The following is a 22,000-nucleotide window of genomic DNA, read 5'->3' as shown; positions in this document are numbered from 1 at the left end:
CCACTTATCGGTTACGTTGTTTTGTCACCGGGCGTTCCCCCCTCGTGGGCGGGCGCCGGTATGGCTGCGCAGTCTACACTGTTTTCGCGGCCTGTTTGGCAATTTCCCTACAAATTATTGAACAATCGGCAAGGCTCATCACGAGGCGGGGCGCGCGATGGCGGGTCCGCAACGCAATCCGCCCGCGGGCCGGAATGCGGCGCGCGGGCGGATGGGGGCGCCACGCGCCAGGGGCGCGCGGCGTGAGGGGGATGGCGGATTACTGTGCGTTCTTGCGGCGGCGCGCGATCACGCCCAGCAGGCCCAGGCCGGCCAGCAGCATGCCATAGGTTTCTGGTTCCGGCACGGCTGCCGCCACGGCGATGTTGCCGCTGTAGCTGCCACCGTTGGCCGAGGCCACGTAGCCGTCCACTTCCAGCGTGTAGTTGCCGGCGGCCAGCGGGTGCAGACCCGAGGCGAAGCTCCATGCCTGGTCGCCCGGCAGGTAGTTGGTCACGTCCTGGGTGCCGTGGAACACGATGCCGTTGGCGCCGTTGCGCAGGTCGAAGCCGGTGATGGTCAGGCCGTCGTTGGCCGATGCCTTCAGCGAGGTGATCAGGCCCACCACGTCGTTCACGCCCGAGATCGAGAACGTGTATTTGTCGGCGAAGAAGTTGTTGAGCGAACCGGCTTGCTGGCCCAGGCCCAGGGTGAAGGTGTGGCCGAAGTCGGAGCTAGCGTAATCGATCAGGTCTTGCGTGATGTCGACCGGGGTCTGGCTCAGGTCAGCGGCGGCGTGCGCGGCGATGCAGGAAGTGGCCAGGACAACGGTCGCCAGCAGGCGTTGGGTGATGTTTTTCATGAATGACACCAAAAGTGAAGGTGGAATACGGACGCCCGCCAGCCGCGCCGGATCGGCGCGGGCGGCGCGGCAATATCAGGCGAAGCGCGCGGACTTGCGGCGCTGCTTGACCAGGCCGATCAGGCCCAGGCCGACGAACAGCATGGCGTAGCCTTCTGGTTCAGGCACGGCGCTGATGGTGCCGTTGCCGGCGAACGCGCCGCCGGTGTTGGAGACGACGTTGCCGCTCACCTGCACATAGTAGGAACCGGCGGCCAGGTTGGCGTCGCCCAGCGTCCACTTGTCAGTGGCGCCGGTCTGCACCTGCGTGCCGGCCACGGCCAGCGCACCGCCCGCCTTGTACAGGCTGAAGCCGGTGATGTTCAGGCCGTTCAGGGCGCTGGTGCTGGTCGAGGTCAGGATCAGGTCCAGCTTGGTGGTGCCGGTGGTGGTGAAGGTGAAATGATCGGCGAAGATGTCGTTCTTCAGGTTGTTCTTGAACTTGTCGCCGAAATGGGCCGTACCGTTGGGCGCCAGCGCGATGGCGCTCGGTGCCGAACTGATGTCGATCACGGTGGCCTGGGCGCTGTGTGCCACGGTTACGGCGGCCAGCGTGGCCATGGTCATCGCCAGGGCGCGGATTTGCTTTTTCATCTATTTCCTACCGTTCAAAAAGAGGCGCACTTGCTTCGCCTGCCGAATTAATAAAGTGGAACTTAAGTTGCACTTAAATCACCGTGGCGAAGATTACCATGAAAAATGGATTTTTGTCATGTTTTTTATTCAGAAAGTAATTTTTCACACGTGGCCGGCCAGGCGCGCCATCACGGCCACGGCATGGTCGATCTGCTCCCGGGTATGGCCGGCGTTCATCATGAAGCGCAAACGGGCCTGGCCCAGCGGCGCGGCCGGGAACTGGATGGCGTCGACGTGGATGCCCTCCTTGCGCAATGCCTGGGCATGGCGCTGGCACTGGGCCGCGTCCCCGATCAGCACCGGCACGATGGGGGTGGCCGTGGACAGGATCTGGTAACCGAGCGGCGCCATGCGCTCGACGAAGTAGCGCTGGTTATCCCATAGGCGCTGGCGGCGCTGGGGTTCCTCCTCCAGTACGTCGAGCGCGGCGATCAGGGCGGCTGCCTGGTCCGGCGGCGGCGGGCAGGTGAAACCATAGGCAGAGCTGGTCAGGCGGATCACGTCGGCGATTTCCTTTTCCACGGCCACGAAGCCGCCGATGGCGCCCAGCGCCTTGCTCAGCGTGCCCATCTGCATGATGCAGGGGCTGTAGCAGTTGTAGTGCTCGGAGGTGCCGCCACCATGCTCACCGAGGATGCCGGTGGCGTGGGCGTCGTCGATATAGAGGATGGCGCCGTACTTCTCGGCCAGCGCCACCAGCTCCGGCAGCGGCGCGATCGTGCCTTCCATGCTGAACACGCCGTCGCTGACGATGATGGGGCACGTGCCTTCGGCCGCCTTGAGCAATTCCTCCAGGTGGTTCATGTCGCAATGGCGGTAGGTGTGGCGCTCGGCGCCCGACATCTGGATGCCCTCGCGGATGCTGATGTGGTTGAACTCGTCCGAATAATAGGCGTACTTGCGGCGCGTCTTGGCGCGGTAGCCATGCAACCGGGCCAGCATGCCGGCCTTGACCAGCGACGACAGCACCCCGATGTTGGTCATATAGCCGGTCACGAACAGCACGGCGTCGCTCTTGTGCTTGAGTTCACCGAGCCGGCGTTCCAGCGTGCGGTACACCTCCAGGTCGCCGCCCAGCAGGCGCGACTCGCAGTTGCCCACGCCATAGCGGTCCAGTCCCGCCTTGGCCGCCGCCACCAGCCGCGGGTGGTTGGCCAGCGCCAGGTAGTTATTGGTGCTGAACGACACCACCGTCTCGCCCTGGGTGATGAAGGTCGGATCGGGCAGCGTGTCGTGCACGGCCGATTCGTGGTGGATGGGATGGCTTTCCAGCCAGGTGGCGATGTCGCTCAGGTCATGCATGGTGTGCTCTCTCAAAAAATGGAATCGGCCGGTGTTGGTCCCGGCCTGGTGTGGCGCCGCGCGGGATCAGTCCGGGTTGGACCGCTCCGCGAAATAGGGATAGGCCAGCGGCAGCAGCAACAAGGTGAAGAAGGTGGCCGACACGATGCCGCCCACGATCACCACCGCGAACGGGCGCTGGGTTTCGGAGCCGATGCCGTGCGACAGGGCCGCCGGCAACAGGCCCAGGCCCGCCATCAGCGCCGTCATCAGGATGGGCCGCAGGCGCTGGGCCGCGCCCTCGGCCGCGCTGGCCGCCAGCGCGGCGGAACCCTTGGCCAGTTCCACGATCTGCTCGACCATGATCACGCCGTTCTGCACCGAGATGCCGGCCACGGCGATGAAGCCGACGGCCGCCGACACGGAAAAGTGCAGCCCGGCCGCCGCCAGCCCGGCGATGCCGCCGATCAGCGTGAACGGCACGATGGCCAGGATCAGCAGCGCCTTGCGCACCGAGCGGAAGGCCCAGAACAACAGCGAGAAGATCAACAGCACCGTGATCGGCACGATGACCTGCAGCCGCTGCACGGCGCGCTGCTGGTTCTCAAACTGGCCGCCCCACGTGATCTGGTAACCGGCCGGCAGGTGCACCCGGGCCGCCACCTTCTGCTGGGCCTCGGCCACGAAGCTGCCCTGGTCGCGGCCCAGCAGGTTGGCCTTGACGGAGGCGTTGCGCTCGCCGGCCTCGCGGCTGATGCGGGCCGCGCCCTGGCGCACCTCGATGCGGGCCAGGTCTCCCAGCGCCACCGTGCCTACCCCGCCGGGCAGGTTGATCTGCAGCGCCGCGATGTCGTTGACCGAGGAACGGCTGCGCTCCTGCAGGCGCAGCGTGATGTCGAAGCGGCGACCGCCTTCGAAGTAGGTGTTGACGGCCACCCCGGCCAGCGCTGTCTGGATGGCGCCGTTGACGTCGGCCACGTTCACGCCCAGGCGGGCGATGCGCACGCGGTCGATCACGATGTCGATCTCGCTCTGGCCGCCGATGCGCACGGCCGCTACGTCGGCCGCGCCGGCGATGCCGTTCAGGATGGCGGCGATCTGCTCGCTGGCCTGGGTCAGCACGTCCAGTTCCGGGCCGCTGATCTTGACGGCAATCTCGCCCTTCACGCCCGACAGCGCCTCCTCCACGTTATCCTCGATCACCTGCGAGAAGTTGGTGGGCACGCCCGGCATGCGGCGAATGCGGGCCGAGATATCGGCCACCAGCGCGTCCTTGTCGTCGAAGCGCCAGGTGGAACGGGGCGCCAGGTCGGCCAGGAACTCCATGTTGTTCGGCCCTTTCGGGTCGGTGCCGTCGTCGGGCCGCCCCACCTGCGAGATCACGTTGCCCACTTCCGGATAGCTCTTCAGGATGGCGCGCACCTTGTGCTCGACGGCCTGGGTCTTCTCCAGCGCCGTGGAGTTGGGCAGGCTGACGGTGAGCCAGATGTTGCCTTCGTCGAGCTTGGGCAGGAATTCGCTGCCCAGCAGCGGCGCCAGCGCCAGCGTGATGGCCAGCACGGCGCCGGAGGCCGCGAACACCACCACCGGGCGCGCCTGCGCGCGCGCCAGCAGTTGCCGGTAGCGGGCCGTCAGGCGCGCCATCCAGGCGCTGTGGCGCTCGGCCATCGGATGGCGCTTGACGGTCCACGCCAGCAGCGAGGGCACCAGCGTCATGCTCAGCACGATGGCGCCCAGCATGGCGAAGCTGAGCGTGAAGGCGACCGGCGAGAAGATCTTGCCCTCCACGCGCTGGAAGGTGTAGATGGGGATGAAGGCGACGATGATGATGGCCTTGGCGAACAGGATCGGATGGCCGAGTTCCACCACCGTCTGTTTCAGCGTGCGCTTGCGCCATGCGTACGGCGACAGGTCGCCGGCCGGGTCGTATTCCTGCAGCGCCAGGCGCACCATGAGCGCCTCCACCAGCACCACGGCGCTGTCGATGATGATGCCAAAGTCCACCGCGCCCAGCGAGATCAGGTTGGCCGGGATGCCGCGCGCGTCCAGCATGATGAAGGCGAACAGCAGCGACAGCGGGATCACGGTGGCCACGATCAGGGCCGCGCGCCAGTTGCCGAGGAAGACGATCAGGATGGCGATCACCAGCGCCGCGCCCACCAGCAGATTCTCGCCCACCGTGTGCACGGTATGGTCGATCAACTGGGTGCGGTCGTAGATGGTCTTCAGCCGCACGCCCTTTGGCAGGCGGGCATTGACGGCGTCCACGGCCAGCTTGACGTCGGCCACCACCTTGGCCGCGTTGCTGCCCTTGCTCATCTGGACGATGCCTTCGACCACGCTGTCCTGGTTGTTGAAGGCCACCACGCCCGAGCGGGGCCGGAAGCCGGCGCTGACCGTGCCCAGGTCCGACACCAGCACCGTCTTGCCGGCGCTGGCGCTGACGATGACGCGGCCGATGTCATCCATGCCGTCGAAGATGCCGATGCCGCGCACCAGCAGCGCCTCGTCGCCGCGGCGCACCTGGCCGCCGCCCACGTTGGCGCTGTTGGCCGCCAGCGCCTGGCTGACCTGGTCGATCGTCACGCCATAGCGCTTGAGCGCGGCCGGATCGACCTGCACCTGGTATTCCTTGACGGTGCCGCCGAAGCTGACCACGTCGGCCACGCCGCTGACCATGCGCAGCTGCGGACGCACCACCCAGTCCTGCAAGGCGCGCACTTCGTTCGGGTCCATGCCCGGCGGCGCCTCGACGATGTAGCGGAACACTTCACCGACGGCCGTCGTCAGCGGCGCCAGGCCTGGTTGCAGGCCCGGTGGCAGGGTCACATTCTGCAGCTTTTCCAGCACCTGCTGGCGGGCGAAATAGTCGTCCGTGCCGTCGGCAAAAGTCAGCGTGACGACCGACAGGCCGCTGATGGTGACCGAGCGCAGCTGCGTCTGGTGCGGCACGCCGCTCATCTCGCGCTCGATCGGCAAGGTGACGGCGCGCTCCACTTCCTCCGGCGCCTGGCCCGGATACTGGGTCACGATCTGCACCTGCACGTCCTGCACGTCGGGGAAGGCTTCGATGGGCAGGTTGTTGAACGCACGGATGCCGAAGGCGGCCAGCGCCGCCGTCAGGATCAGCACGAACACGCGCTGGGCCAGGACAAAATCGATCAGCTTACTGAGCATGTGCCGCCACCTCGGCGTTGAGCAGGAACGCGCCTTCCGTCACCACGCGCTCGCCGCCGGTCAGGCCGGCGTCCGCGTAGCTGGTGTCATGACCGCGCAGGGCGATGCCCACGCGGCGCTTCTGGAACGTGCCGGGATGGACTTCCACGTACACGTATTCATAGCGCCCTTCCACGAACAAGCTGCTGTTGGGCAGTTGCACGGCCTTGTGCGCGCCATCGCGCGCCAGGAAGGACACGCGGGCGAACATCTCCGGCTTCAGGCGCAGGTCGGCGTTGTCCACCGCGCAGCGCACCTGGATGCGGTGGGTGACGGGGTCCAGCGTCTGCCCTACCCGCTCCACCTTGGCCGGGAACTGCACGCCGGGATAAGCGTCCGTCTCCAGCGCCACGTCCTGGCCGGCGGCGATGGCGCCGGCGCCCCGTTCCGGCACGTCCACCACCAGCCACAGGTGGCGCAGGTCGGTCACCACGAACAGCGGGTTGGGCAGGTCGGGCCGCACTTCCTGGCCCGGATTGAGCTGGCGCTCGGCCACCACGCCGTCGATGGGCGCGCGCAGGCCAAAGCTGCCGTCGTCGCGCGGACCAGCGTTCAGGTTGGACAGGCGCTGGGCGGCGCGGCGCGTCTCGGCGCTGGCCTGGGCCAGGTCGGCCTGGGCCGATTCGTAATCCTTGCGGGCCAATACCTCGCCGCCGTACAAGGCCTGGGCGCGTTCGTAGGCCATGCGCTTGCGGCCTTCGTCGGCCTGGGCCTTGCGCCAGTCCGCCTGTGCGGTGGCCAGGTCCGGCGCGTCCAGTGTGGCCAGCACGGCGCCACGGTGGACGCTGTCGCCCGGCTCGGCCCGCAGCGCCGTCACGCGGCCGGCGATGGGCGAGCTGACGCGGGCCGTGCGGTTCTCGTCGTAGGTGATGCGGCCGTTGACCGGCTCTGCCACGGGCAAGGCGCCCGATGCCAGCGCGCTGACCTTGAGCGAGGACCACTGGGGCGCGTTGGCGTCGAAGGTGATGCTGTCCGGGACGGCCTTGGGCGCGGCCGCAGCCACGGCGGCGGCCCCGTTGGCGTGCGGCGCCTGCGAGGCGTGCACGAAATGGATGCTGGCCGCCAGCGCGGCCAGCACGGCCACCACGGTGGCGGCGCGCTTGAACGATACTTGAGTACTCATGTTATTTTCCCTCCGGGACGGCCGCCTGCAAGGCCGCCACTGATTTTGCGTAATCGGCGCGCGCTGCCAGCGCGTCCAGCTGGGCGCTGCGGTAGGTACGCCGCACGTCCAGCAGATCCATGATGCCCAGCGCACCGCGCTGGAATGCGAATTCGGCCGCGTCGGCTGACTTGCCGGCCGCGCGCAGCAATTCCTCGTCGTCGCGGCGCAGCTTCTGGCCGGCCGTGCGCACCTGTTCCAGGCTCAGTTCCAGCTCGGCGCGGGCGCGCTGGCGCACCTGCTGCAGGCGCTGCTGGGCGCTGTCGAGCGCGATGTCGGCGGCCCGCAGCTCGCCCTGGTAGGCATAGCGCACTTGCAATGGAATCTGCAGCGCGATGCCGAAGCTGTTGCCGCTGCCCTGGGGATTGGCGGCGCTGGTCGGATAGTGTTCGGCCTGCACCCCCACCGTCACGTCGGCGCTGCGCGAGGCCAATGCCAGCTTGCGGCCCGCTTCGGCCGCCGCCACGCGCGCCTGCGCAGCTGCCACGTCGGGACGGCGGGCCAGCGCCGCTTGCAGCGCATCGTCGGTGGCGCTGGCCGCGTTCGGGTTGGCGGCGGCCGCATCGGCGTTGTTCGGGGCCATGGCGCCAACGGCGCCGCTGCCGTCACGGGCTGCCGGCCAGGACTTCGCTTGTCCGGCCGGCGCCAGCGCGTCGGCCAGCCATTGCGACGCGGGCCGCACCGCCGGCCACGCGTCGGCCACCTCCAGGCCGGCCGCCAGCTCCGGCTGCCCGATCAGCATGGCCAGCGCCTGGCGCGCAGCGTAACGGTCGGACCCGGCCTGGGCCGCGTCGTTGTGGGCGCGCAGCGCGTCCACCTGCACCCGCGCCACGTCGGCCGGCGCAAGGTCGCCCGCCTTGAGGCGCTTGCGGGCTGCCTCCACGGTCTGGTCGAACAGGCGCGCGCTGTCTTCCATGATGGCCAGCCGGCCTTCGGCCGCCAGCAAGTCGTAATAGGCCTGGCCGACCTGCAGCAATACCTGGCGCCGCATATCCAGCGCATCCTGCGCGCTGGCCGTGGCCAGGCTGCCCGCGTTGGCCACGCGCAGCTGGCGCTTGCCGCCGCGCTCGATCAACTGGTCGACGCGAATCGCACTGTCGACCGTCTTGTTGCGCAGCGAACCGGCGCCCACGCCGGCGTTGGGGTTGATGTTGAAGCTTTGCAGCGTCAGCGTGGGGTTGGGCGCGGCGCCGGCGATGGTAACGGCCGCGTCGGCGCTGGCCGCGTCCAGCGTGGCCAGGCGCAGGTCGGCGTTATGGGCCAGCGCCAGCGCAGCGGCCTGGCGCAGGTCCAGCGCCTCGGCGTGCGCCGCCGGCAGCGCCGATGCCAGCGCCGCCGCCAGCAGGACGGACAGCAGCGCGCGCGCGGCGGGTTTGCATTGAAAATGGTGAGCCATGGTTGCAGCAATCGGTTGCGGGCGCCCACCGGCAGGCGGCGCCCCGGTGGATGGGCGTAACGGAACGTCAGGCGGCCGGCGGCGGCATCACGCGCGAGATGCGCGACAGCTTGCCCTGGTCGCAATCCTGCGGCCACAGCTCGACGCGGTCACCGAGCTTGACGGGCATATCGCCGGGCAGTTCGCCCACTTCCACCATCATGCGGCGCGAATGGCGGTAGTCGATGCGCACAAAGCGGTGGTTGGCCAGCTCCTCGGCGGTCACGCTGGCCAGGCAGCGCGGCAATTCGCTGCGCGGGGTGCTGGCGTCGTAGAAGCCGGAGACCCAGCCGTGGCGGGCGCCGTTCTTCCAGTCCACGTCATGCGCGGCCGGCAGCGGCGCGCAGGCGGCACACGCGAGGGCGGCGGCCAGGGCCAGCAAGGTGAAGGGGGTGGTGTTCATGTCTGCTCCGCGTAAGGCGACGGCGGCGGCCGGCGCGAACTCGCCACCCGATACGGCGGCGCGGAGAGATGGTAAGGGGCGGCACATTACCGCAACCTTGCGCGGACATTACAAATTGGTAAGGTAGCGCGCAGAAGGGGCAGGACAGAGGGTCAGGCCCCGGGGTTTGCCTCGGGTGGGGCGGCCGGCAGCACGATGCGCGCCAGCAGGCCCGGTTGGTGGTCGGCCAGTTCCAGCGCACCGCCGTGCAGGGCGGCCGTCGCCTGCACGATGGACAGGCCCAGGCCATTGCCGGGCAGGTTGCGGCTCTGGTCGAGCCGGTAGAAGCGTTCCGTCACCCGCCCCAGTTCCGAAGCGGGTATGCCGGGGCCATTGTCGCCCACGGTGATCGCCGCCTTGCCGTCACGGACGCTGGTGCCGAGCACGATGGCGGCGCCCTGCCCCGCGTACTTGAGCGCATTGTCGAGCAGGCTGGACACGGCGCTGGCCAGCAGGTTGCGGTCGCCCAGCACCACGGCCTGCGGCGCCAGCGCCAGCGACAGCCTGGCCCCCGCTTCCTCGGCGCTGGCCTCGTACATCTCGGCCAGGTCTTCGGCCACCCGGCTCAGGTCCACGCTTTCGAACAGCCGCGCGCGCACGCCCGATTCCGCTTCTGCGATTTGCAGCAGGCGTTCGAACAGGCGGATCAGGTCATCGATGTCGTCAATCGCGTCGCGCGCCGCCCCTTCCAGCACGCCTGCCTCGCGCGCGTGGCGCAGCGCATCCTCCAGCTTGCCCCGCACCCGGCCCAGCGGCGTGCGCAGGTCGTGGGCAATGGCGTCGGACACATGGCGCACGCCGTCCATCAATAATTCGATGTGGTCCAGCATGCGGTTGATATCGCCGTTCAGGCGCGCGAATTCGTCGTCGCCGCGCACGGGGATGCGGCGGCTCAGGTCACCGGCTTCAATCTGCTCCGCCGTGCGGCGGATCGCGCCCAGGCGGATCTCGATCTGGCGCCGGAACAGCAGCGCGCCGGCCACCGTGAACAGCAGCGACAGCACGGCGCCCGACACCAGCGCGCGCCACACCAGGGCGCGGATCGCCTCCTGTTCGCTCAGGTCGCGGCCCACGATCAGCAGCGAACCGTCGGGCAGCAGGCGGCGATGCAGGCGGGCCGGCGTGATGCGACCGTCGCGCACCACGTCGGCGCTTTGCAGCGCGCCTTCGAAGCGGCCCGGCCATGCGCTCAGGTTGCCGGCCAGGACATGGCCATCGCCCCGCTGCAGCAGGAAAATCTCCCGGTCGCTGTCGATGCCGTCGCTGAGCTGGCGACGCACCTCGACGGCCAATGCGGCGCTGTTTTCGTGGCCCTGGGCCAGCAAGCGGTCCGACAGCGCGATGATGCGGCCGTCGATATTCTGGTCCAGCACCCCGATGGTGCCAACGTAGAAGACGGCCGACACGGCGACCATGGACACCATGCCCAGCACGCCGTAACCGAGCACCAGCTTGGCGGCGATGGAGCCGCGCAGCTTAAGCATGGCCGGCTTCAGGCGGCCGCGCCGACAGGCAGTAACCGATGCCGCGCAGCGTGTGAATCAGCGCAGTGGGGAAATCCTTGTCGATCTTGGTGCGCAGGCGGCTGATCTGCACGTCGATCACGTTGGTCTGCGGGTCGAAATGGTAGTCCCACACGGCTTCCAGCAGCATGGTGCGGGTCACCACCTGGCCTTCGTGGCGCATCAGGTATTCCAGCAGCCGGTATTCGCGCGGCTGCAGGGCGATGGCGCGGCCGTCGCGCGTGGCGCGCATGGCGCGCAAGTCCAGCTTCAGGTCGGCCACTTGCAACTGGGTGCCGTCCTGGCCCGGCACGGCGCGCCGCAGCAGCGCTTCGATGCGGGCCAGCAGTTCCGAAAAGGCGAACGGTTTGGACAGGTAATCGTCGGCCCCGCCACGCAGGCCCGACACACGCTGTTCAATATTGGTGAGCGCACTGACAATGATGACGGGGGTCTGCTTGCCCAGCGCCCGCAGCCGTTCGACGATGGCCAGGCCGTCTATGCCGCCCGGCAGCATGCGGTCCATGACGATGATGTCCCATTCCGCGCCGATGGCGTAGTCCAGCCCCTCCTGCCCGGTGGCGCAGGCCGTCACCGTATAGCCGGCCTCGCGCAAACCTTTGCAGATATAGCGCGCGGTGTCGGTTTCGTCTTCAATGACCAGGCAATGCAACGGTGCCTCCGTGGTTCGTCAGGGTGTTACAGAGCGAAATCATACAACATGGGGCGGGTGCAAAGATAGCGCGCGGACGCGACTGCGGAGGCTGGGCGGCTCACGACCACGCCTCCAGTTCCCCGTCCGTGAAGCCGGCCTGGCGGCGGGCCGCCACGTTGAACGGACCGCGCACGGGCGGCGCCTTGTAGCGCACCAGCAGCGCGTCGTACGTCGTGACCGGGTCCACGCCGCGCTGGCTGCATAAATAAAAGTACCAGCGATTGCCGATCTCCACGTGGCCGATTTCGTCGCGCAGGATGATGTCCAGAATGCCGGCGGCCGCGTCGTCGCCGGCCTGGGCCAGCTTGGCGCGCAACGGCGGGATCGCGTCCAGCCCCCGCGCCTCCAGCGTGCGTGGCACCAGCGCCATGCGGGCCAGCGGGTCGCCGCAGGTCTTTTCCACCATCTCCCACAGGCTGCCGTGGGCGGAGAAATCGCCATAGGCATGGCCCAGCGTGCGCAGGTGCTCGGCCAGCAGCGCGTAATGGATGGCCTCCTCGCGCGCCACGCGCAGCCAGTCCGTGTAGTACTGCTGCGGCAGACCGGGGAAACGCCACAGCGCGTCGAGCGCCAGGTTGACGGCGTTGAATTCGATGTGGGCCAGCGCGTGCACCAACATCGCGCGCCCCTCCACCGTCACCATCGAACGGCGGCCGACGAGGCGCGGTAGCACCAGTTCGGGCCGGTCGGGACGGCCGGGGATACCGTCCGGCGCGTCCAGCACAGCATCCACATCAAGCGTGCAGGCGCCATCCGCATGGGCGGCAGCCATCGCGGCCACAGCGGCCACCTTGGCTTGCGGGTCGCACGTCAACAGGCAGTGCAGCGCCCACGCGCGTAATTCATTTGGCAACCCCATGCTCGATCCCGATCGCAGAAAAGCGCGCAGTGTACCAAACCGGGCCGGGATCGGTGCCAACAACCGCGTTCACGCGTTGGCACCGGCCGTAAGGTTCAGGGCAAGGACAGGTGGCCCACCTCGTAACGCTGCTCGTGCGGTAGCAACGGTGCCTCGACCGCGTCGCGCCACAGGGAGAACTGCACCAGCGACCAGTTGCCCGGTTCAAAGCCCACCACCACGGCCAGTGCGCCACTGTCGCGCAGCGCGCCCACCTCCGCCTGCTCCTGCTCGCGCAGCGCCGCCAGGGCCGTGTAAGGCGCGATCGGCTTGATGATGCGGCGCGCGTGGCGGGCTTGTGCCACGTCTTCCGCCATCCAGCTGTGCCACACGGTCCACGTCTTGATCGACGGCCAGCCGAAGGCCTGCGCCACGCCCGCGAATCCTGCGCCGTTGAGGAAGGCATGCATGGCCTCCGGCTGGCGCCACAGGTAGAACGGCGCATACAGGTTCTCGGCCGTGCCGCCACGGTTGCGGTCCGCGCTCAGGTAAGCCTTGAACGCCAGCCCGGGGAAATCGTCCAGCATGGGGCCCTTGCTGGCGATCCGGTGGCGGATGATTTCCATGTCGTAGTCGGCCGGCAGCACAAAGCTGTACTGCATCGCGATCATGGCTGCGCCTCCGCCATCGCGTTCTGCCATGCGGCGCCCGGCGCATACAGCTCGCCGCCGCCGAACGACCAGTCGTCGGCCTGGGTGGTGGTGATGACGACCATGACGTCCTGCGGCCGCACGCCCGGCGATTCGGCCAGCAAGGCGACCAGCCGGCCGTAGAACGCTTGCTTGACCGCCGTGCTGCGGGCGCGGCCTGCCGTGACGTTGATCAGCATGTAGTCGTCCGAGCGGGGGCCGGCCATGTAGTGGCGGTCGAAGCTCATTTCATACGCTTCGTGCTGGTGGAACACCTGGAAGCGGTCGTCCGCCGGCACGCCGAACGTATCCACCAGCGCCTGGTGCAGGCTGTCCGACACGGCCCGCAGGTACTCGGGCGACTTCCCCTTCAACAGCGAAATGCGGCTCATGGGCATGATGTACTCCTTCAGTGTATTTGCTTCAGCAGGTTGATGGCCGATGCCGCCGTGGGCCAGCCGGAATAAAACGCCAGGTGGGTGATGAGCTCCACCAGTTCGTCGCGCGTGACGCCGTTCTCCAGCGCCCGGGTCAGATGGAACGGCAGTTGTTCGATGCGGTACATGGCCACCAGCGCCGCCACCGTGACCATGCTGCGGTCGCGCAGCGACAAGCCGGGGCGCTGCCACACATCGTCGAACAGGACCTTGTCGGTCAGCTCGGCCAGTTTGGGGGCGATGGCGCCCATGCTTTGCTGTCCTGCGGTGGAAGCGGTGGTCATTGGATCGATCTCCCTGCGTTGAATTGACAAGGACACGATACGCGACTATCTTAATCCTGAAAATCAGGAATATTGGAACAGACAATCCCGAAAATCAGGACAATCATGCGGAGAATCACCTTCGACCTCGACATCCTGCGCTGCTTTGTCACAGGCGTGGACCTGGGCAGCTTCGCCAAGGCGGCCGACCGGCTGGGCCGCTCCACGTCGGCCGTGAGCGCCCAGCTCAAGAAGCTGGAAGACCAACTGGGCACGCCCGTGCTGCGCAAAGCGGGGCGCGGCATGGCGACGACGGCGGCCGGCGAATCGCTGCTCGGCTATGCGCGCCGCCTGTTGGAGCTGAACGACGAGGCGGCGACGGCCGTGCGCGGCGTGGAGCTGGCCGGCAGCATCCGGCTCGGCATGCAGGAGGATTTTGGCGAGCACATTCTGACCGATGTGCTGGGCCGCTTCGCCCGCGCCCACCCGAAGCTGCGGATAGAAGCGCGCGTGGCGCGCAATGCGGTGCTGGTGGAGCAGATCACGGCCGGACAGCTGGACCTGGCGCTGGCCTGGAACGCTGGCGCGCTTCGTCCGCATGCCGAAGCGGTGGGCGAAACGCCGATGCGCTGGATAGGCGCGCAAGACTGCGATCCGCAGTCATTGATCGCCGGTCCGGAGCCCTTGCCGCTGGTGCTGTTCGACGCGCCTTGCCTGATGCGCACGGCGGCCACCCAGGCGCTGGATAAAGCCGGCATCGCCTGGCGTGTGGCGTTCACCAGTCCCAGTCTGGGCGGCGTGTGGGCTGCCGTGGCGGCGGGGCTGGGGGTGACGGTGCGCACGGAGGTGGGCTTGCCATCGCGGCTGCGCACGCACGATACGCCGGCCCTGCCCACGCTGCCCAAGGTCGGGCTGGACCTCCTGTTCAGCGAAGCGGACCCCGGCCCGGTGGTCGGACGGCTGCGCGATGTGGTGCTGGAGACGGTCGCCCAGCACGCGCCGGCTTGAATCGACCGCCCCGGTGCCGGAGAATTTTGTTATGTGCCCGATTCCGTCCCCGATCCGGGGACATGGCCCCGCACCGTCATCAGTAACTGGCGGGCCTTGACTTGCTGGCCGACCTTGCAGGGCATGTTGTCGATCACGCCGTCCACCTGGCTGGTCACGGAAAACTCCATCTTCATTGCTTCCAGCACGGCCAGCACTTGCCCCTTCGCGACAACCGCGCCGGCCTCCATCAGCACCGCAATGATCTTGCCATCCATCGGCGCAAGCACGCGGCCATCGCTGGCGGCATCGCTGCGGACGGCGGGCGCCAGCGTCACGTCTTCATAGGCGCACGTCGCGCCCCGGCAGCTTAGCCACAGCGTCGTACCGGCGCGCGCAACGTACGCAGTCTGCGCCACGCCATCTTGAACAAAACGAACAACCGGGCCAGCGCAGTCCAGTTCCAGCGTGACGCCGCCCTCCTCCGACTGAACTTCATAGCGTCCACCGCCACACGGGCGTACGCTGGTCCTGGCCACGCTGTCGCCGCATTTAAGCCGCACCGGCACTTCGGCGGACGCGGAGCTTTGCCACGCGATCAGCTCACCATCGAGCCCCGCACTTTGGGCCAGCACATCGGCATCCTGCCGGTAGAACAGCAGCGCGGCCAAGGCACGGTGCACTTTGTCGCCCGCCAACGCGGCGGTCAACTGACCTGCCGGGAAGTGACGGGCGATGAAATCCGTCGAGAACGTACCCGATGCGAAGGCCGGATGCGCGACAACCTGCCGCAGGAAATCCCGGTTGCTCGCGACACCCAACAGCACCGTCTCGTCCAGCATCCGCAGCAGCGTGCGGCGCGCCTGTTCGCGGTCGCCGCCGCTGGCGATCAGCTTGGCCTGCATGGAATCATAATGTGGCGCGATCACGCCGCCCTCGCGCAAGCCGTGGTCGATGCGCATCCGCGGTCCCGCCGCCGGCCGCCACGCCAGCAAGGTTCCCGTCTGCGGCACGAAACCATGGGCCGGCTCCTCCGTGCACAGACGCACCTCGATGGCCCAGCCTTTGCGTCGCGCCAGCAACGCATCCTGCGCAAGTGGCAAAGGCTCCCCCTGCGCCACGCGCAACTGCCATTCCACCAGATCAAGGTCGTATACGATCTCGGTCACAGGATGCTCGACCTGCAGCCGCGTGTTCATCTCCAGGAAGTAGAACTGCCCGTCCCCGGCCAGCATGAATTCCACTGTGCCCGCGCCCACGTAGCGCACCGCGCGCGCGGCGGCCACGGCGGCCGCGCCCATGCGCATGCGCAGCACGTCGTCCACGGCAGGACTGGGGCACTCCTCCACCACTTTCTGGTGACGGCGCTGGACCGAGCAATCGCGCTCGCCGATGTGGACGACATTGCCGTGCCGGTCGCCGAACACCTGGATCTCCACGTGGCGCGCATTGAGCACGGCCTTTTCGATCAGCAGCTGACCATCGCCGAAGGCATTGGCGGCTTCGCTGCGCGCGGAGACGATGGCGGCGGCGAGTTGCGCCTCATCCTGCACCAGACGCATGCCACGCCCGCCACCGCCAGCGGCCGCCTTCACCATCACGGGCAAGCCGATTTTCAGCGCCTGCGCGGCCAGGTGCGCGTCGTCCTGGTCGCTGCCCTGGTAGCCGGGCACGCACGGCACGCCCGCTTCCAGCATCAGGGCCTTGGCGTTGCTCTTGTTGCCCATCGCGGCGATGGCCTCGGGGTCCGGGCCGATGAACACCAGACCCGCCGCCTGTACGGCGCGCGCGAACGCCGCGCTCTCGGACAGGAAACCATAGCCGGGATGGATGGCGCCGCAGCCCGTGTCCAGCGCCGCCTGCACCAGCTTGTCGATCACCAGATAGGATTGCGCGGCCGGCGCGGGGCCGATCGCCACGGCCGCATCAGCCTCCGCCACATGCAAGGCATCGCGATCCGCCTCCGAATAGACCGCCACCGTGGCGTAGCCCAGCTTTTTGCAGGCGCGGATCACGCGCAGCGCGATCTCGCCGCGATTGGCGATCAGGACTTTATCGAACATCAGCTTCACCCGTCTCCACGTTGCCGGCCGCCGCCCACTGCGGCAGCCGCTTTTCCACGAACGCCTGCGTGCCTTCGGCCGCTTCCGGCCCGCTCAAGGCGGCCGAGAACAGCGTGGCCGCCCGGTCCAGCACCTGTCCCAAGGGCTCGCTGCCCACGGCCAGCATGATCTGTTTGGTCATGGCGTTCGCCCCCGGCGCGCAGCGCATAACCTGCGCCAGCACCTGCTCCTCGCGGGCGGCCATGCCGGCGTCACTGTGCTCGACAAAATGGGCCAGCCCCAGGCGATACGCCTCGGCGCCGTTGAACCGTCCGCCGCACATGCCCAGCCGGCGCGCCTGCGACAGGCCGATGCGCTGCACGACGAACGGCGCGATCTGGGCCGGGACCACGCCCAGGCTGGTCTCGGGCAGGCCAAAGCTGGCGTCATTGCGGGCGATGGTCACATCGGCCACGCAGGCCAGGCCGAAGCCGCCGCCCAGCACCGCGCCCTCTGCCAAGACGATGACCGCTTGCGGCACGCTGTTGGCCAGTTCCAGCAAGGCGCCGAAACGGCGGTTGAACGCGGCCACGGGATCTGTGCCCGGCGCGGCCTCCTGCCTGCGCAAACGGACGAAATCCTTCACGTCACCGCCCGCGCAGAAATTGCCGCCGGCGCCGCGCAGCACCACAGCCCGCACATCGGGGCAGGCGGCGACCGCTTCGAACGTGGCGATCAGTTCTTCCAGCACCTGCGCGTTCATGGCGTTGCGTGCTTCGGGACGGTTGATCGTCAGGTACAACACGGCGCCTTCGCGGCGCGCCAGCAAGACGGCGTTGTCGCTAGTGTCCATGCAATGCTCCTCCTAGAAACGGGCCACGCCGAAACTGCTGGCCTGCGTCGCGCGCTGCCTGGCCTCACGGCAGATCGACAGCGTGTAGGCCAGTACCCGGCGCGTGTCGCGCGGGTCGATCAAGCCGTCGTCGTACAGGCGCGCCGTGCCGGCCAGGCTGTGCGATTCGGCCTCGAACTGGCGCACCACGCCCATCTCCATCTTGGCCAGTTGCGCTTCCTCGGCGTCCGACACCCCGCGCCCTTCCTTAAGCCACTTCTCGCGCGTGACGATGGAGAGCACCTTCGCCGCCTGCTCGCCGCCCATGACGGCCGTGCGCGCGTTGGGCCACGCGAAAATGAAATCGGGATCGAAGCCGCGCCCGGACATGCCGTAATTGCCCGCGCCGAACGAGGCGCCGATCACCACCGTGATGCGCGGCACGCGGATATTGGCCACCGCCTGGATCATCTTCGAGCCGTGCTTGACGATGCCGCCCTGCTCGCTCTCGCTGCCGACCATGAAGCCCGTGGTATTCATCAGGAACACCAGCGGAATATTCGCCTGATCGCACAACTGCATGAACTGCCCGGCCTTGGCCGCACCATGCGCCGTGATGGGGCCATTGTTGCCGATGATGCCGACCGCCATGCCATGAATCGTGGCCCGTCCGCACACGGTGTGCGCGTCGTATTCATCCTTGAAGTCGAGGAAATCGCTGCCATCGACCAGCCGCGCGATCACTTCGCGGCAATCGTAGGGTTTGCGGTAATCGACGGGAACCAGGCCGCACAACTCCCCGGCGTCGTACAGTGGCTGGCGCACCTCCACCGCCGGCGCGGAAGGCCGGTCCTTGTTCCAATCGAGGCTGCGCACGACATCGCGCGCGATGCGGATCGCGTCGGCGTCGTCCTCGGCCAGGAATTCACTGGTGCCGGCCACCTGGCAATGCATCTCGGCGCCGCCCAGGTCTTCATCCTTGGCCACCTCGCCGGTGGCCGCCAGCAGCAGCGGCGGCCCGGCCAGGAAAACCTTGGCGCGCTTGCGCACCATGACCACGTAATCGGACAGGCCGGGCATGTAGGCGCCGCCGGCCGTGCTCGAACCATGCACCACCGTGATCTGCGGGATGCCGGCCGCCGACAAACGCGCCTGGTTGGCGAAGATGCGCCCGCCGTCCGTAAAGATCTCGGCCTGGTAGAGCAGGTTGGCGCCGCCCGATTCGATCATGGAGATCAGCGGCAGCTTCTGGGCCAGCGCGATTTCCTGCATGCGCAGCGTCTTGCGCATGCCCCACGGGGTGACGGTGCCGCCCTTGATGGCGCTGTTGGACGCGTTCAGCATCACCCGCACGCCGCCAACGTAGCCGATGCCGCAGATGGTATTGCCGCCCGCAAGCGAGCCATCCTTGTCGTCGTGCTGGCGCAAGCCGGCCAGCGAGGCGATTTCCAGGAACGGCGAACCACGGTCGAGCATCAGGTTGATGCGCTCGCGCGGCGTGAGCTGGCCGCGCCGGTGGAACTGCGACTGGCGCGCGGCCTCGGTGGCGCGCACCATGTCCTCGGCCGCGCGCACTTCGGCCAGCGCCGCCAGCATCTCCTCGCGCTGGCGCGTGTAGCTGTCCGACTGCGTGTCGAGCTGCGATGCGATGATGGCCATGTCAGGCTCCGCGCTTGCCCGGCAAGGTGCCCATCAGCTTGGCGATAATGCCCAGCATGACTTCGTCCGCGCCGCCGCCGATGGACGTCAGGCGATAGTCGCGGTACAGGCGCGAAGGCAGCGATTCCCACGTGTAGCCCATGCCGCCCCAGTACTGCAGGCATGCATCCGTCACTTCGCGCGACAAGCGGCCCGCCTTCAGCTTGCACATGGACGCCAGCTTGACCACTTCCAGGCTGTCCGGATTGGCGTGGTACAGGGTGCCGGTGCGGTAGATCAGCGCACGCAGCGCTTCGATTTCCGTTTGCAGCTCGCCCAGGCGGAAGTGGATCACCTGGTTGTCCAGCAGCGAGGCGCCGAACGCCTTGCGCTCGCGCGTGTACTCGATGGTGGTCTGCACCAGCTTTTCCAGGCCCTTGACACACATGGCGGCGCCGAACATGCGCTCCTCCTGGAATTGCTGCATCTGCATCTGGAAGCCGGCACCCTCTACGCCGATCAGGTAGCGCTGGGGCACACGCACGTCGTCGAAGAACAGTTGCGCCGTGTCGGACGACCACATGCCCAGCTTGTCGATCTTCTTCGCCCGCTGCACGCCCGGCGTATTCATGGGCACCACGATCAGCGACTTGTTCTTGTGCGGCGCGCCGTCCGAGGTGTTGGCCAGCAGGCAGATCCAGTCCGACTGCATGCCGTTGGTGATCCACATCTTGGTGCCGTTGATGACGTAGTCGCCGCCATCCTTGCGGGCCGTGGTCTTCACGCCCGACACGTCCGAACCGGCGCCCGGCTCGCTCACGCCGATGGAGGCAACCAGTTCGCCGGCGATGGACGGCGCCAGGAATTCGCGCCGCAGTTCGTCCGAGCCGAAGCGGGCCAGCGCGGGCGTGGCCATGTCGGTCTGCACGCCGATCGCCATCGGCACGCCGCCGCAGTCGATGCGCCCCAGTTCCTCGGCGAAGGCGATGGCGTAGCTGTAGTCCAGGCCCATGCCGCCAAATTCGACCGGCTTGGTGATGCCCAACAGGCCCAGCGCGCCCAGCTTCTTGAACAGTGCGCGGGCGGGGAAGATCTTCTCCGCCTCCCACTCGCTTACATGCGGATTAATTTCCTGATCGACGAACTTGGCCACGGTCTGGCGCAAATCGGCGTGTTCTCTGCTCTCAAACATGGAAGGTCTCCTCGAATTCAATAATTGGAATGGGTCGGGTCAGACCAGCACACCGGCTGGCGGCGTCCAGTCTTCGGGCACGAACAGGTCGGCCTGCAAGCCGCCTTCACCTTCCACCGCGCGGTAGGGGCGCAGGTCCGTCACGCCGTGGGCGATCAGCACTTCGTCATCCATGAAGTGGCGGCCCGTGGTGCTACGGGCAGGTTGGGTCAGGATGTGCCAGGCCGCGTCGGCCATGATCTCGGGCTTGCGGCTGCGCGCAGCGCCGGATGGCGACAGCAGGTTGCGCACGGCCGCCGTGAAGATCATCGTGCGCGGCCACAGCGTGTTGAACGCGATGCCGTCCTCGCGGAATTCTTCGGCCATCGCCATCGAGTACATGCTCATCGCGTACTTGGCCATGGCGTAGGCGGGATACGGGGCGAACCACGCGGGCACCAGATTGAGCGGGGGCGACATGTTGAGCACATGCGGATTGTCCGACTCGCGCAAATGGGGCACGCACGCGCGGCTGACCATGTAGGTGCCGCGCGCATTGATGTCATGCATCAAATCATAGCGCTTGGGATCCAGCGCCAGCGTACGCGCCAGGCTGATGGCCGACGCGTTGTTCACACAGATATCGATACCGCCAAAGCGGTCCACCGTCTGTTCTACGGCGGCTGCTATCTGTTCTTCGTCGCGGATATCGCACGCTATCGCCAGCGCGCGTCCGCCTGCTTGTTCGATTTCCTCGGCTGCCGTGTAGATGGTGCCGGGCAGCGTGGGATGGGGTTCCGTGGTCTTGGCCACCACCGCCACGTTGGCGCCATCGCGCGCGGCGCGCAACGCCAGCGCCAGGCCGATACCGCGCGAGGCGCCGGTGATGAACAGGGTTTTGCCTTTCAGTGTCATGACGTTTTCCTCTCGCGTGGATCGCTATCTGTTCGGTCTGTGGTCAGTGGGCGGCCAGCATGGAGCGCGCTTCGGCCGGCGTGGCGATCTCGCGTCCGGCGGCGCGGGCAGTGGCCACCAGCGCCTCGATCAGTTGTCCGTTGCCGGTCGCTTTGGCGCCGTCAGGCAGGTAGAACGTGTCTTCCAGGCCGGTGCGCAGATGACCGCCCAGTTCCGCGATGCGGCGGTGCAGCGGCCACACTTCCTCGCGTCCGATCACAATGCCCTGCCACTGGGCGCCGGACGGGATGTACTTCATCAGCACCTGCAACAGGTCCGCGTCAGCCGGCATGCCGGAGGCCACGCCCATCACCAGCGAGACGTGCAGCGGGTCGCGCAGCAGGCCGGCCGCACGCAGCATGGCGATGGAGCGCAGGATGCCGACGTCGAAGCATTCGCATTCCGGGATCACGCCGTTCTCCTGCATCACCTTGAGGAAGGCGGCGATCTTCTCGACCGGGTTATCGAACAGCATGGGCGGCCAGGCCCAGGCGCCCGAGGAGGTGGTTTTCAGGTAATTGAGACTGCCCGCGTTCATGGCCGCCATCTCGGGCTTGCAGCGCTCCAGGCAGGCCACGGGACCGGCGATGTCGCGCCCCACCACGCCGGTGGAGAAATTGAGGATCACGCCGGGACAAGCGTCGCGAATGGCTTGCGCGATGTGTTCGACCACATCCGGCTCCCAGGTCGGCAGATGGCCTTTGCCGGGCTGCTGGTTGCGGAAATGGACGTGCATGATGGAGGCGCCGGCGTTGTAGGCGTCGCGCGCGGAACGCGCCATTTCGTCCGCCGTCACGGGCACCGGGTGCTGTTTGGGATCGGTCAGCACGCCCGTCAGGCTGCAGGTCACGATTGCTTTGTTCATCGACAAACCACTCCT

General features: G+C 67.6%; 20 protein-coding genes. 1 reads left to right on the top strand and 19 read right to left on the bottom strand.

What is annotated here, in order from left to right; all coding sequences use genetic code 11:
- Window positions 1-259: 259 nt before the first annotated feature.
- The 13 genes from H3H37_RS11630 to H3H37_RS11570 form a co-directional block, all read right to left on the bottom strand.
- A complete protein-coding gene (locus H3H37_RS11630) occupies window positions 260-841 on the bottom strand; it encodes an FxDxF family PEP-CTERM protein (protein WP_182162555.1) in 582 nt (193 codons plus the stop codon).
- Window positions 842-916: 75 nt separating this feature from the next.
- On the bottom strand, window positions 917-1,474 hold the full coding sequence (locus H3H37_RS11625; RefSeq protein ID WP_182162553.1) for an FxDxF family PEP-CTERM protein: 558 nt from the start codon (window positions 1,472-1,474) through the stop codon (window positions 917-919).
- A gap of 144 nt (window positions 1,475-1,618) precedes the next feature.
- Window positions 1,619-2,818 (bottom strand): aminotransferase class I/II-fold pyridoxal phosphate-dependent enzyme, encoded by a 1,200-nt coding sequence (locus H3H37_RS11620; protein WP_182162551.1) that lies wholly within the window; start codon window positions 2,816-2,818, stop codon window positions 1,619-1,621.
- Window positions 2,819-2,884: 66 nt separating this feature from the next.
- Entirely contained in the window at window positions 2,885-5,974 is a 3,090-nt protein-coding gene (locus H3H37_RS11615) for an efflux RND transporter permease subunit (protein ID WP_182162549.1), read from the bottom strand.
- Window positions 5,964-7,136 carry an efflux RND transporter periplasmic adaptor subunit gene (locus H3H37_RS11610; RefSeq protein ID WP_182162547.1) on the bottom strand — a complete coding sequence of 391 codons (1,173 nt, stop codon included), beginning with the start codon at window positions 7,134-7,136 and terminating at the stop codon, window positions 5,964-5,966. Before H3H37_RS11610 ends, H3H37_RS11615 begins: the two co-directional genes overlap by 11 nt.
- Before the next feature lies 1 nt (window position 7,137).
- Window positions 7,138-8,571, bottom strand: coding sequence for a TolC family protein (locus H3H37_RS11605; protein ID WP_182162545.1), 1,434 nt, complete (start codon window positions 8,569-8,571; stop codon window positions 7,138-7,140).
- 67 nt (window positions 8,572-8,638) lie between these two features.
- Complete coding sequence (locus H3H37_RS11600; protein ID WP_182162543.1) at window positions 8,639-9,013, bottom strand: hypothetical protein; 375 nt, start codon at window positions 9,011-9,013, stop codon at window positions 8,639-8,641.
- A 152-nt stretch (window positions 9,014-9,165) separates the two neighbouring features.
- The gene (locus H3H37_RS11595) at window positions 9,166-10,536 is read right to left on the bottom strand and encodes a sensor histidine kinase (RefSeq protein WP_182162541.1); all 1,371 of its coding nucleotides are present in this window, start codon (window positions 10,534-10,536) and stop codon (window positions 9,166-9,168) included.
- Window positions 10,529-11,227, bottom strand: coding sequence for a response regulator transcription factor (locus tag H3H37_RS11590; RefSeq protein WP_182162539.1), 699 nt, complete (start codon window positions 11,225-11,227; stop codon window positions 10,529-10,531). The genes H3H37_RS11595 and H3H37_RS11590 overlap by 8 nt, the downstream gene beginning before the upstream one ends.
- A 100-nt stretch (window positions 11,228-11,327) precedes the next feature.
- The gene (locus H3H37_RS11585; RefSeq protein ID WP_182162538.1) at window positions 11,328-12,128 is read right to left on the bottom strand and encodes a ferritin-like domain-containing protein; all 801 of its coding nucleotides are present in this window, start codon (window positions 12,126-12,128) and stop codon (window positions 11,328-11,330) included.
- A 95-nt stretch (window positions 12,129-12,223) separates the two neighbouring features.
- On the bottom strand, window positions 12,224-12,778 hold the full coding sequence (locus H3H37_RS11580) for a DUF4865 family protein (RefSeq protein ID WP_182162536.1): 555 nt from the start codon (window positions 12,776-12,778) through the stop codon (window positions 12,224-12,226).
- Window positions 12,775-13,194: a tautomerase family protein gene (locus H3H37_RS11575; RefSeq protein ID WP_182162534.1), complete on the bottom strand. Its 420-nt coding sequence runs from the start codon at window positions 13,192-13,194 to the stop codon at window positions 12,775-12,777. The genes H3H37_RS11580 and H3H37_RS11575 overlap by 4 nt, the downstream gene beginning before the upstream one ends.
- An 11-nt stretch (window positions 13,195-13,205) precedes the next feature.
- The gene (locus tag H3H37_RS11570; RefSeq protein WP_182162532.1) at window positions 13,206-13,517 is read right to left on the bottom strand and encodes a carboxymuconolactone decarboxylase family protein; all 312 of its coding nucleotides are present in this window, start codon (window positions 13,515-13,517) and stop codon (window positions 13,206-13,208) included.
- A 105-nt stretch (window positions 13,518-13,622) separates the two neighbouring features.
- Between H3H37_RS11570 and H3H37_RS11565 the strand changes: the two genes are divergently transcribed.
- Complete coding sequence (locus tag H3H37_RS11565; protein ID WP_182162530.1) at window positions 13,623-14,504, top strand: LysR substrate-binding domain-containing protein; 882 nt, start codon at window positions 13,623-13,625, stop codon at window positions 14,502-14,504.
- Window positions 14,505-14,533: 29 nt separating this feature from the next.
- Here H3H37_RS11565 and H3H37_RS11560 read toward each other — a convergent pair whose 3' ends face one another.
- The 6 genes from H3H37_RS11560 to H3H37_RS11535 are packed head-to-tail and all read right to left on the bottom strand — an operon-like array spanning window position 14,534 to window position 21,985.
- Window positions 14,534-16,546: an ATP-binding protein gene (locus tag H3H37_RS11560; protein ID WP_182162665.1), complete on the bottom strand. Its 2,013-nt coding sequence runs from the start codon at window positions 16,544-16,546 to the stop codon at window positions 14,534-14,536.
- Window positions 16,536-17,378, bottom strand: a complete 843-nt coding sequence (locus H3H37_RS11555; protein WP_182162528.1) for an enoyl-CoA hydratase/isomerase family protein — start codon at window positions 17,376-17,378, stop codon at window positions 16,536-16,538. The genes H3H37_RS11560 and H3H37_RS11555 overlap by 11 nt, the downstream gene beginning before the upstream one ends.
- A gap of 12 nt (window positions 17,379-17,390) precedes the next feature.
- Window positions 17,391-19,016 (bottom strand): acyl-CoA carboxylase subunit beta, encoded by a 1,626-nt coding sequence (locus tag H3H37_RS11550; RefSeq protein WP_182162526.1) that lies wholly within the window; start codon window positions 19,014-19,016, stop codon window positions 17,391-17,393.
- Between the two features lies 1 nt (window position 19,017).
- Window positions 19,018-20,187, bottom strand: coding sequence for an acyl-CoA dehydrogenase family protein (locus H3H37_RS11545; protein ID WP_182162524.1), 1,170 nt, complete (start codon window positions 20,185-20,187; stop codon window positions 19,018-19,020).
- A 39-nt stretch (window positions 20,188-20,226) separates the two neighbouring features.
- Window positions 20,227-21,081 carry an SDR family oxidoreductase gene (locus H3H37_RS11540; RefSeq protein ID WP_182162522.1) on the bottom strand — a complete coding sequence of 285 codons (855 nt, stop codon included), beginning with the start codon at window positions 21,079-21,081 and terminating at the stop codon, window positions 20,227-20,229.
- A gap of 43 nt (window positions 21,082-21,124) precedes the next feature.
- Entirely contained in the window at window positions 21,125-21,985 is an 861-nt protein-coding gene (locus tag H3H37_RS11535; RefSeq protein WP_182162520.1) for a beta-keto acid cleavage family enzyme, read from the bottom strand.
- Window positions 21,986-22,000: the final 15 nt, after the last annotated feature.

It is taken from the genome of Rugamonas brunnea (assembly GCF_014042345.1).
GTDB lineage: Bacteria > Pseudomonadota > Gammaproteobacteria > Burkholderiales > Burkholderiaceae_D > Rugamonas > Rugamonas brunnea.
This window is presented reverse-complemented; position numbering and strand designations above follow the sequence as displayed.